The 12,050-nt window shown below is 36.0% G+C and carries 11 protein-coding genes; all 11 read left to right on the forward strand.

What is annotated here, in order from left to right; translation table 11 throughout:
- Positions 1-6: 6 nt before the first annotated feature.
- The 11 genes from purC to LS70_RS07565 all read left to right on the forward strand — a co-directional run bounded on the left by purC (position 7) and on the right by LS70_RS07565 (position 11,938).
- Entirely contained in the window at positions 7-723 is a 717-nt protein-coding gene (gene purC, locus LS70_RS07515) for a phosphoribosylaminoimidazolesuccinocarboxamide synthase (RefSeq protein ID WP_034289576.1), read from the forward strand.
- 9 nt (positions 724-732) lie between these two features.
- Positions 733-969 (forward strand): phosphoribosylformylglycinamidine synthase subunit PurS, encoded by a 237-nt coding sequence (gene purS / locus LS70_RS07520; RefSeq protein ID WP_034289579.1) that lies wholly within the window; start codon positions 733-735, stop codon positions 967-969.
- Positions 970-1,629 (forward strand): phosphoribosylformylglycinamidine synthase subunit PurQ, encoded by a 660-nt coding sequence (gene purQ, locus LS70_RS07525; protein WP_034289581.1) that lies wholly within the window; start codon positions 970-972, stop codon positions 1,627-1,629.
- Entirely contained in the window at positions 1,626-3,059 is a 1,434-nt protein-coding gene (locus tag LS70_RS07530) for an SH3 domain-containing protein (protein WP_236096458.1), read from the forward strand. Before purQ ends, LS70_RS07530 begins: the two co-directional genes overlap by 4 nt.
- Entirely contained in the window at positions 3,043-3,744 is a 702-nt protein-coding gene (locus tag LS70_RS07535; RefSeq protein WP_034289584.1) for a lysophospholipid acyltransferase family protein, read from the forward strand. The genes LS70_RS07530 and LS70_RS07535 overlap by 17 nt, the downstream gene beginning before the upstream one ends.
- Positions 3,744-5,201 (forward strand): hypothetical protein, encoded by a 1,458-nt coding sequence (locus LS70_RS07540; RefSeq protein ID WP_236096459.1) that lies wholly within the window; start codon positions 3,744-3,746, stop codon positions 5,199-5,201. Before LS70_RS07535 ends, LS70_RS07540 begins: the two co-directional genes overlap by 1 nt.
- A 71-nt stretch (positions 5,202-5,272) precedes the next feature.
- The gene (locus LS70_RS07545) at positions 5,273-6,880 is read left to right on the forward strand and encodes a DEAD/DEAH box helicase (RefSeq protein WP_034289590.1); all 1,608 of its coding nucleotides are present in this window, start codon (positions 5,273-5,275) and stop codon (positions 6,878-6,880) included.
- Positions 6,880-8,022 (forward strand): succinyldiaminopimelate transaminase, encoded by a 1,143-nt coding sequence (locus LS70_RS07550; RefSeq protein WP_034289593.1) that lies wholly within the window; start codon positions 6,880-6,882, stop codon positions 8,020-8,022. The genes LS70_RS07545 and LS70_RS07550 overlap by 1 nt, the downstream gene beginning before the upstream one ends.
- Positions 8,013-9,353 carry a UDP-N-acetylmuramate--L-alanine ligase gene (gene murC, locus LS70_RS07555; protein ID WP_034289596.1) on the forward strand — a complete coding sequence of 447 codons (1,341 nt, stop codon included), beginning with the start codon at positions 8,013-8,015 and terminating at the stop codon, positions 9,351-9,353. The genes LS70_RS07550 and murC overlap by 10 nt, the downstream gene beginning before the upstream one ends.
- Entirely contained in the window at positions 9,353-9,718 is a 366-nt protein-coding gene (locus LS70_RS07560) for a hypothetical protein (RefSeq protein ID WP_034289598.1), read from the forward strand. The genes murC and LS70_RS07560 overlap by 1 nt, the downstream gene beginning before the upstream one ends.
- Positions 9,719-9,721: 3 nt before the next feature.
- Positions 9,722-11,938 carry an endonuclease MutS2 gene (locus tag LS70_RS07565; protein ID WP_034289601.1) on the forward strand — a complete coding sequence of 739 codons (2,217 nt, stop codon included), beginning with the start codon at positions 9,722-9,724 and terminating at the stop codon, positions 11,936-11,938.
- Positions 11,939-12,050: the final 112 nt, after the last annotated feature.

Consider the following 12,050-nt stretch of genomic DNA (forward strand, 5'->3'; position numbering starts at 1 on the left):
CAAGCAATGCAAGCAGTGCAAAAAGAAATGCTTTATGAAGGTAAAGGCAAAAAGCTTTTTAAAACTGATGATGAAAATCTTATCATCTCACAATTTAAAGATGATTTAACTGCCTTTAATGCAGAGAAAAAGGGAAGCGAACAGGGTAAAGGGATTCTAAATTGCAAAATTTCAACAGAGATTTTTAAATTATTAGAGAAAAATGGTGTTAAAACGCATTATGTAGAAACCATAGCAGAAGATTTAATGCTTTGCAAACGCGTTAAAATTATTCCGATTGAAGTAGTTGTGCGCAATGTAGCAACAGGCTCATTAAGCAAGCGTTTAGGAATCAAAGAGGGAGAATCTTTGCCTTTTACTTTAGTGGAATTTTATTACAAAGATGACGCGCTTGGCGACCCGCTTATTAATGATGAACACGCATTGATTCTTCAGTGTGTTAAATCTGTTGAAGTATTAGATGAATTACGCAAAATTGGACGTGAAGTTAATGGCGTGCTAAGAAAATTTTTTGATAAAAAGAATCTGATTTTGGTAGATTTTAAATTAGAATTTGGTGTAGATTCTAGCGGAGAGATTCTACTTGCTGATGAAATTACGCCAGATTCTTGCAGATTTTGGGATAAAAATACAAAAGAAAAATTAGATAAAGACCGCTTTAGACAAGATTTAGGCAATGTTAAAATGGCGTATGAAGAGATTTTAAAGAGAATCTTAAATTAAGGGTTGTCGATGAAAGTAGAAGTGATTGTAGGTTTAAAAGAAGGGGTTTTAGACCCACAAGGAAAGGCGATTCACCACGCTTTGAAATCATTAGGATTTGAAGGCGTAGAAGATGTGAAAGTGGGAAAAGTCATCACGCTAGAAATTAACAACAATAATAAAGAAGCAGCAAAAAAAGAAGTAGAATCTATGTGTGAAATGCTCCTTGCAAATTTAGTGATTGAAAATTATCAAATAAAGATATAAATTATGATTGCGATTCTACAATTTTTAGGCACAAATTGTGAATATGATATGGAATATGCCTTTTCGTTGCTTGGTGCTAAAACGAAGATTGTATGGCATAAAGAAACAGAGCTTCCAAAAGATACGCGTTTAGTCGTCATACCCGGAGGATTTAGTTATGGAGATTATTTGCGCAGTGGAGCAATTGCGCGATTTTCTCCTATTATGAAAGCGGTGGTAGAGTTTGCAAACAATGGTGGATATGTGCTTGGAATCTGTAATGGATTCCAAATCTTGCTTGAAAGTGGTTTGTTGCCCGGCGCGATGAAACGCAATACAAATTTGCATTTTATCTCCAAAGATTCCAACCTTAAAGTTATTCATAATACCAATATCTTTTTAAGCAAATTCCAGCAAGGCGATATTGTGCGGATTCCTATCGCGCATGCGGATGGGAATTATTATATTGATGATGATGGATTAAAATCCTTGCAAGATAACGCACAAATTTTACTAGAATATGTAGAAAATCCTAATGGCTCACTAGGAAATATCGCAGGAATCTGCAATAAACAAAAAAATGTCTTTGGGCTTATGCCACACCCAGAACGCGCAGTAGAAAAGGTTTTAGGACAAGATATTGGCTTGAAAATGCTAGAAGGATTTTTGAAAGTTTTATGAGAATTTTATTTACCTTTTTATGGATTTTTGGGATTTATGGAAGTTTATTTGCAAATGAAACGCGCCTTTTTCCAGAAAATCCTAAAAGCCCAGAGAATTCTAAAAACATAGAAGATGTGCAAGATTTAAATCCGCAACAAGATAGAGAGTTGCAATATTTAGAACCACTAGAAACGCAATCTTTTTCTAAGAATTTGGAATCTCAAGATGATACATCTAGTCCGCAGATTCCATTGCCAAATGCAGTGATAGAAGATACTATTGAAGAAACTCCTAATTTAGACAATACAGAATCCCAAAATAACACACTAGAGATTCCAAATACAGAAGAATTGCAAGATTTTACGCCACAAAATGCTATGCAGGATTCTATCTTACAAGAGAATGTTTCGCAAAACTCCCAAACTTCAAATCCTTTGGTAAAAAACATTTATTTAGAGGCTTTGACTCCTTTGGTGGATATTTTGTATGTGAATCAGGTGATTGCATTAGAATTTAAAATGCTTATATTTACGCAATATTCTACTATCAATACAGAATTTATTTTTGAGGATTCTAATTTAAAAAATAGTGTTGAGGTGTTAAATCCAAAAGAAGAATGGGTATTAAATACAGAAGATTCTAGTTTGAAAAACACCTTTTATCTAAAGGTAAAACATTCTCAATTTGCAATTCCTAGCATTAAAGTGAATGTTAATACTGCTGATGGGCTAATCAGCGAAAGCCTTGCAGGAAGTGTTGGGAGAGCTATTAAATTAGAACGCAAAGGTATGTATTCTCAAGTCTTAGCGCAGAATCTTGAAATTTTGGACACCAAAATTACGAGTTATGATTCTACGCAAAATCTCGCAGTTTTGCAACTGCAAAGTGTAATGGGGAATCTCTTTGATTTTCACCTTGAGAGTTACAAACAGCAAGGCATTGAGAGTAAAAGTGGCAACTATAAACAAGCAGTAGCATTTTATTATGTGATTGTTCCAAAGCATCAAACGACAATTAGTTTTGATTATTTTAATACGCAAACTTCCAAATACCAAACTCTACAAATTCCAAATATTGCAAGTGAAGACAGAGTTAGCACACAAAGTGATATTAAACCAAAAAATAATTATCAATTCTTTAAAATTTCTTTAATGATTTTCTTTGCGCTACTATTTTTTGGGCTTTATTTATATAAGCGTAAAATCCTTTTTCTCTTGCTCGCGTTTCTTGCGCTAATAGCATTATTGTATTTTCTAACGCTTAAAAGTGAAGTAACGCTTAAAAGAAATGTCGCTCTTAGAATCCAACCAACCTTTAATTCTACGATTGTTTTAACGACACAAAATGAAACAAAGGCTGAAATTTTAGGGAATCGTAATAATTATTATAAAGTCTTGTTAGAAGATGAACATATCGGGTGGGTAAAAAAAGATGATATCCAAAATTAGAGCTTATAGCGCGTTGCTTTATATTCTATTAATAATGCCTCTTGTGATTGTGTGTATGTATGTGTTTAACACCTCACACCGTGCGATACGTAAGTTTATGGCTCTGCTATTTTTCAAACTTTTTAGAATCAAAGTTACTACGCAAGGCAGTCTTGACTCAAGCGCGCAGATTCTTATTATGAATCATCAAAGTTTTATGGATGTTATCTATTTTGAAGCAGTGCATCCCAATAATTTATGTTGGATTGCTAAAAAAGAGCTAGGTGAAGTTTTCTTATATGGACATGCACTCAAAGCACCAAAGATGATTTTAATCAATCGTGAGAGCAAAAAAGAGCTTGTATTTTTGCTAAGAGAAGCAAAAGAGCGTTTGGAGCAAGGAAGAATGTTGTGTATTTTTCCAGAAGGCACGCGTTCAAAAGGTGGCGAGAAATTACTTCCTTTTAAAAGTGGTGCAAAATTTTTAGTAGAAAATTTTAAACTAAAGGTGCAACCAGTGGTGTTTTGCGGAACGCGCAAGAGTTTAAATTTTGAAAAGCTAGATTTTGAAAACTCTCCCTTTAGTGTGCAGTATTTAGAATCTTTTACTCCAGAGAATCCAGATTGGTTTGAAGAGCTAGAAGCGCGTATGCAAGAAGTTTATTTAACAATGTATCAAAGGCAGAATGCATGCATGGAAGAATAGTGCGTTATTTAAATAGTAATGGTAAGGGTGTTGTTATTAATGCTTCTAAAATGCTTTTTGATTTTAATAAAGAAGCTTGGCATGATAAAAAAGTAATGCCTATGGTTGGAATGTATGTAGAATTTCGCTGTAATGAAACACACCAAATCACAGATTGTAAGGTATCAAAATTTCAAGAATTTGGCGGAAATACAATGATTAGCGAGGCAGATTTTTGGCGTCATGATACTGATGAAGAGTTATTTACACTTCAAAGTAATGCGCGTGATGCAATCGTGCAGAAAATCTATAAAAGCACAGATTATACAAAAATTACAGAAATTCCGCTCACTATCAAACTTGTAGATACGATTAAAACTTACTTTCATCAAGAGTTTTTAGCAATTTCTTTTTTAAACGATTTACCTGTAACTAAAGATGAGATTTTGTTTGATTATGCACATTTAAAACGTTTTGGGGTTAAGGCATTGGATAATCTACTCTTTAATGATAAAACCATAGCGAAGGACGATTTTATCGGAGAATTAAGCGTTATGACGCGTTTAGATTCCGCTTTTTCGGATTTTTCGCGCTACAATAACCTAAACTTAAAACAAATCTTTCAAGATTCTTTTTTGCTAAAACAATGCCATTACCAAGCTTTAGTTGTAGCAATGAATAATTCAAGAGATAGTCAAAATCTAGCACAAAAACGCACAAATGCTCTAAAAAGTGATATTTTGTTGCTTGAGCGCAGAATCCAAGCGAATTTAGATGTTGATAAAAACACACAAAAATTAAACAAAGTCAAAAAAGAATTAGAAGAAATGTTAAAAGCAGAAAAATATTATAGTGGGCTTTCTGCGCGCTTAACAGATATGAAAGAAAAATTTGAATCCCATTATTTAAAATCTTTTTCTGAGCTTTATCAAAAAATTTATACAAGAATTTATAAAAAAGTCAAAAGCGGATTAGATATTTGTGTAACAATCTTAGATGATAAGATTTATCATAAAATTATAAAATCTGTTGCCTTTTCTAAAGGTTTTTTTAAGATTCCAGAAAATGACCGCGTTCCAAATATTATTTATTTTGTAGAACAATATATGGAGCATTTAAATAAAGACCGACTAAATGAAAAAGACGCGTTGGCATATCGCTATGTTAATACAATCTGTAAAAAACATAGGAAATATTTTTTGATTATCTCTACAAATGAAAAGCGTGCGACAGAAATTAAGGTAAAAATTCTAAGCCAAAATAAATTTAATGTCGTAAAAACTGCTTACAAAAATACAGTCTATTTTGCAATGGTTAATGAGATGCGTTTTGACCGCATTTATATAGACCCAGAAAATGTATGGAAAAATCCAAATGAGTTAATCAAAGAAACAAAAGCATTAAAAATAAATGAAAATGCAAAATTTGCACTTTTGCCAAGCTCTATCAAAGAAAATCGTTTTGGTTTTGCAGATTAAATTTAACGCGTTTAATGCTATAATCACAGCTTAGTTTTAAAAGTAAATCTAAGTCAAACAAAAAGGGAATTATGAAAAAGCAGATTGATAGATGGGACATAGGGGAAGGTTTTGAGAGTTTTGGTTTTAAAAAGAATGTTTTAAGAGGGATTAAAGAAGCGGGCTTTACAGAGCCTAGCCCAATCCAAAAAGAAGCGATTCCAATTATTTTAGATGGGCTAGATGTGATTGCTCAAGCGCAAACAGGCACAGGAAAAACTGCGGCATTTGGCTTGCCACTCATTAATAATCTAAAAAATGATGGAAGTATTGAAGTGCTAATTGTTACGCCAACACGAGAACTTGCAATGCAAATCAGTGATGAAATTTTTAAGCTTGGAAAATTCAATAGAGTTAAAACCGTCTCTCTCTTTGGTGGGCAGCCAATCAAGCGTCAAATTGAGCTTTTAGAAAAGCGTCCCCAAATCATTATTGCAACTCCGGGACGATTGCTAGACCATTTGCGCAATGAGCGTTTAAAGAATTTTTATCCAAGTGTTGTTGTGCTTGATGAATCTGATGAAATGCTAGATATGGGATTCTTAGATGATATTGAAGAGATTTTTACTTATCTCTCTAACGACCGCCAAACATTGCTATTTTCCGCTACGATGCCAACTCCAATCAAACATCTAGCACAGAAGATTCTAAACAATCCAAAACTCATTAAAGTAACGCCCGATGATGCGACTAATCAAGACATTTCCCAACGTTACTATATCATCAATGAACAAGAGCGCGAAGACGCAATCGTGCGTTTGATTGATAGCGAAATGCCACAAAGGGCAATCATATTTACGCGCATGAAAAAAGAAGCAGATATTCTCTCTGAACGCTTGCTTGTGCGTGGTTACAAAGCAGGAGCATTGCATGGAGATATGGACCAAAGAGACCGCGTAAAATCCATAAAAGCATTTAAAGATTCTAGCATTGATATTTTAGTCGCGACAGATATTGCAGCTAGGGGGCTTGATATTAGCGGTGTGAGCCATGTTTTTAACTTCCATATCCCTCTAAATCCAGAATCTTATGTGCATCGTATCGGACGCACAGGTAGAGCGGGTAAAAAAGGAGTGGCAATCACATTAGCAACCCCTTTAGAGTTTAAAGAATTGCGCCGCATTAAAGAAAACACAAAGGCAAGCATTGCGCTTTATGAGATTCCAAGCATTCAAGATACAATGGACAAAAAAGATTCTAATATTTTAGAAAGAATCTTAAAACACGAAATCAGTGATGACGCATTGCGCCTTTATGAGCAAATGCGCGGTAATGCCGATATGACACAACTTGTTTGCAAGCTTCTTTCTATGGTGCTTCAAGATTCCAAAGTGCTAGGACCAAATAAAATCGGTTTAAACAAAAAAGATTTAAATGCACTACAACTCCAGCTTGATAATGAAGGGCGCAAGGGAAAAAGAGAAGATAAACAAAGTCCAAGAAATGCAAATAAAAGAACCACGAATAAAAGAAGCTTGGATAAAGGCAATCGCAGCAACAGAAACAAAGAAGAAAAAGAGTATTGGGAAAAAGGGCAGAATCGCAAAAAAGATTTTAAAGACAGACAAAAGCCCCAAAATAAGAGAAACAGCAAAATTTCAAAAGAATCTAACAAAAAATCTACAAAAAGGAAAAAATAATGGATTTCCAACCTTATCCTTTTGAAAAATTACAAGCACTCATTAAAGATATTCCCACGCAAGCAGGGCGTATCACACTTACCATTGGCGAGCCTCAATTCCCCACACCACAAAACATTTGCAATGCTCTAAAAGAAAATGTAGATTTGCTAAACAAATACCCAAAAACTGCGGGCGAAGAGTATGTTAAGGATTCTATGCGCAATTTTGTAAAGCGTAGATTTAATGTAGAACTACAGCCTAATGAGCTAATCCCGACTTTTGGGACGCGCGAAGTGCTTTTTAACTTCCCACAATTCTATCTTTTTAACAAAAAATCCCCAGTGATTGCGCACCCAAATCCTTTTTATCAAATTTACGAAGGCGCAGGCATTGCAGCAAAAGCAAAAACAATTTATATGCCTTTAATTGCTGCAAATGATTTTATGCCAAGCTTAACAAAAGAGCAAATGCAAGAATGCGATTTTGTGATTCTAAATTCTCCAAACAACCCAACAGGGGCGACAATGCCGCTTGAGTTGCTAAAGCAATGGGTAGAATACGCATTAGAATACGACTTTTTACTATTAAATGATGAATGTTATAGTGAAATTTATAGCCAAGACAAACCCGCGTCAATCCTACAAGCAAGCGTTGCAGTAGGCAATACAAACTTCAAAAACATTTTAGCACTAAATTCTATTTCTAAACGTTCCAGCGCGCCCGGGCTTAGAAGTGGTTTTATTGCCGGAGATTCTGAAATTTTAAAGGAATATTTGCAATACCGCACTTATGTTGGTTGTGCCTCTCCTTTACCTTTGCAAAAAGCAGCAAGCATTGCGTGGAATGATGAAAAGCACACAGAATTTTCACGCGCACAATATGCAAAAAACTTAGAGCTAGCAAAAGAAATTTTTAGCCCAAAGATTCCAAATTTGCCTATTCCTAGCGAGACTTTTTATGTATGGTTACCTGTTGATGATGATTTAGCCTTTACACGCAATCTCTTGCAACAAGAAAATATCTTAGTCTTGCCCGGAAGCTTTCTATCGCGCACAGACGCACAAGGCAAGAATCCCGGAAGCAATTTCGTGCGCTTAGCTTTAGTGTATGAAGAGACAATCATCAAAGACGCGCTTTTAAGGATTGCAAAATGGATATAAGCATTAAAAGAATCCATTTTATTGGAATCGGAGGGATTGGAATCTCCGCTTTAGCGAAATTTTTGCGCGCACAAGGCGTGGAGATTAGCGGTTCTGATGTGGCAGAGGGCTGTATTACAAAAGAATTAAAGCAAATGGGAATCAAGGTAAGCATTCCGCACACAAAAGACGCGATTTGTGGGCAAGATTTGGTGATTCACTCTGCGATTATCAAAGAAGATAATATCGAAGTGCAAGAAGCCAGAGCGCAAAATATTCCCGTGCTATCACGCAAGGAATCGCTAAAAATGATTTTGGCAAACAAAGAAGTTTTTGCAGTAGCTGGCGCGCATGGCAAAAGCACAACAACTGCGATTCTAAGCGCAATCTTGAAAGACGCAAGCGCGTTAATCGGCGCAGAAAGCAAAGAGTTTCACTCCAACACACGCGCTTTAAGTAGTAATCGCGTTGTCTTTGAAGCAGATGAGTCTGATAAAAGCTTTTTAGAGTGCAATCCCACTTGTGCGATTGTTACAAATGCCGAACCAGAGCATATGGAAACTTACGAACACGACTTAGAGAAGTTTCATCAAGCTTATAAAAGTTTTTTAGCTCTTGCAAAGATTTGTATTATCAATGCCGAAGATTCTTTTTTGGGCACATTAGAAGATTTGGGCAATACTTGCGTGCGTTTTTATCCGAGCAAGGATTTGCACAATATCCACTATATTGTAGAAAATAATATGCCAAAGACACAATTTGAGTTAATTTGTAACAACAAAGACTATGGGACATTTAGCGTGTATGGCTTAGGTGAGCATATCGCTATTGACGCAGCCCTTGCTATCTTAGCAGCTTCACAGATTCTACCTTTAAATGAGATTAGAAAAAATATCCAAAATTATTGTGGAATCAAAAAACGTTTTGATATTCTCACAGAAGGCGAGTGCATAATTATTGATGATTACGCACATCACCCCACAGAAATCACCGCTACTTTAAAAGCCCTTAGAAAATACCAAGAGCTAACAAACGCAAAACAATTAGTTGCAATTTGGCAGCCGCATAAATATTCACGCATTAAAGACAATCTGCAAGGCTTTGTAGAATGCTTTGAAGGTGTGGATTCCTTAGTGATTTTGCCTGTGTATGCTGTGGGTGAAAATGCTATTGCGGTGGATTTTGCGAAGCTCTTTGCGCGATATAATCCTATTTTTGCCGATAATGTAGAACGTGATGGCGATGCTTTGTGTTTATTTAAAAACAACAAACAAATTGCGCGTTTAAAACAAGGAATCCTAGTAGGCTTTAACGCAGGGAATCTCACCTATGCACTTCGAGGAGGGATTTAATGGCGCGCCTTATTGTGATTGTAGCCTTTGCAATTATCTTGCTAGCAATACTCACCCAGCTTTTAGCAAAATACAATGTCGTAAGCTACAAAATGCGCATTGGTGTTGGCATTGCATTATTAGGTATTGCAATAGGTATTGGAATCTTTACCTATCATCAAGACAAAAACGAAGAGCATTTAACAAAACTAGTCCAGAGCTTTTTACAAGGCGAAGCTTTACTTTGTCAAGTCGGCACACAAACCCTACAAGCGAGCAACAAAACCTTTAATTTCATCAGTGGCACATTAACTCTAAAAGGCAAAGAAGAGAGCAACAAACACACGATAATCCCACTAAAAGCTTGTGATAGAAAAGAGCCTTAAAGTATGCGACAAAAGCTTGAGGCATTAGATTTAATAGAGTATTACAAAAGTTTTGAAAGCTTTTTAGCGCGCCCAAAAGAGCTTGTTTTACAAGGCGATACCAAAGTGCATTTGCGCTACATTAACGCCCTTGAAACATTAAGTTTCGCACCACCAAAAGAAGTTAAAAACTTGCAATCCCAACTTGCTTTGTTAAAAAAGTTTGGCTATCTAAAGCTTGATGAAATCTTTGAATTTGTCAAAATTATCCGCTATTTTCTGTATCTAAAAAGCCTAAAATGCGAAGGAATCTTAGGGGAATGGTTCAACGCAATCCAAATCCCAGAGCAGATTCTACCCATTGCAAAATCCTTTTTAGAAAATGGAGATTTAAAGAGTGGCATTTATTTAGAATTAGATTCTATAAATGCAAGCCTTGAACGCCTAAAGCGCGAAATTGCCGAGCAGCTCTCCCGCACGCTAAACCAAAACAAACTCACCCCCTATTTAGTCGATAGGCAAATCCACTTCATTAACGATGAAGAATGCTTATTACTTAAAGCAGGATTCCACCATGTCCTAAAAGGGCAAATCCTAGACCGCTCTTCTTCGGGATTCTTTTATGTATTTCCCCAAAATATCGCAAACCTAAAAGACAAATACACAGCCCTAAAAAACCAAAAAGAATCCCACCTCTTTGAAATTTGTCGCGAAATTTCTAGCGTTTTTAGCAAGCATTTATTATTCTTAAACTTTATCAACAAAGAATTTGACCGCTTTGATTCTTACCAAGCGCGCTTATATTTTGCAAAGGCAAAGGATTTAGAGTTTCTAGCCCCAAAGCCAAATACCACAGAAATTATTTTGGATTCCTTTAAGCACCCAGCCCTAAAAAATCCAAAATCCATTTCTTTGCAGTTTAAAGGGCAAGTTTTGATGATAACAGGGGTAAATGCGGGAGGAAAAACAATGCTTTTAAAATCCATTTTAAGCGTGGTTTTTCTCTCAAAATACCTTATCCCACTTCCAATCAACGCTGCAAAATCAAGTGTGGGAAATTTCAAGCACTTAGATTTTATTTTTGAAGACCCCCAAAATAGCAAAAACGACATCTCCACTTTTGGTGGAAGAATGCTAGAGTTTAGCCATATTCTAAAGCAAAGCGATGGAATCATCGGTGTAGATGAGATAGAGCTAGGGACAGATAGCGATGAAGCTGCAAGCCTTTTTAAAATCTTGCTAGAAAATCTTATGCAAAAAAACAACAAAATCATCATCACCACGCACCATAAACGCCTAGCAGCCCTAATGGCAGGAAATCCAAAAGTGCAACTTTTAGCAGCCCTATTTGACGAAGAAGCGCAAATGCCAACTTTTAGCTTTTTAGATGGGACAATCGGCAAAAGTTACGCCTTTGAAACCGCGCTGCGTTATGGAATCCCAAAATCTCTAATCCAAAGCGCAAAAACTCTTTATGGAGAAGACAAAGAAAAGCTAAATGCGCTGATTGAAAATGCTTCGCGCTTAGAAATGCAGCTTAGCCAAGAAATCGCAACTACAAAAGAAAAAAACCACACCCTAGAGCAAAGAATCCAACATCTAAAAGACAAAGAAATTGCCCTAAAAGAGCGTTTTGACAAACTGCAAAGTTCTTTAGAATCTACCTATCAAGACGCCATTAAAGCTGCTAAAATGGCGATAAAAGAGCAAAGCACGAGCGATAAACACAGAGCAATGAACACCGCAAATACATTACTAAACAAAGCAAAAGCAATTAAGCAGGATTCCACATCTAAACCAAAAGATTCTATGATTTTCACACAAGGAATGCGCGTAAAATATCGCAATATGCGCGGTATCATTCTAAGTTGTCAAAAACAAAGCGCAGTAGTGGAGCTAGAATCTGGAATGAAAATCAAAGCACACTTTAGCGAGCTAAAAGCAAGCACAAATATTCCAAATCTACCCACAACAAAAATCAATATCCAAGCTCCACAAAGTGCTTCACCAATGCTAGATTTACATGGAATGCGCGCTGAAGAAGCCCTAGAAAAGTTAGATGAGTTTATCTCTAATAGCCTAATAGCCGGTTTTGATGAAGTGCTAATCTATCATGGAATCGGGACAGGACGTCTCTCTGTCGTAGTAAGAGATTTTTTAAAATCCCACCCAAAAGTTTTAGGATTCCAAGACGCCCCACCAAAAGCGGGTGGTTTTGGCGCAAAAATTGTAAAACTTTAAAATCTTTATTCCCCCACTTGACTTTATAAGATTCTTTTAGATAAAATTGCAGCCTATCTTAATTTTCTATGATAAAGGAGAAATGGTGAATAAACAGAATTCAAAATTCACA

This window comes from Helicobacter sp. MIT 11-5569 (genome assembly GCF_000765695.2).
GTDB lineage: Bacteria > Campylobacterota > Campylobacteria > Campylobacterales > Helicobacteraceae > Helicobacter_D.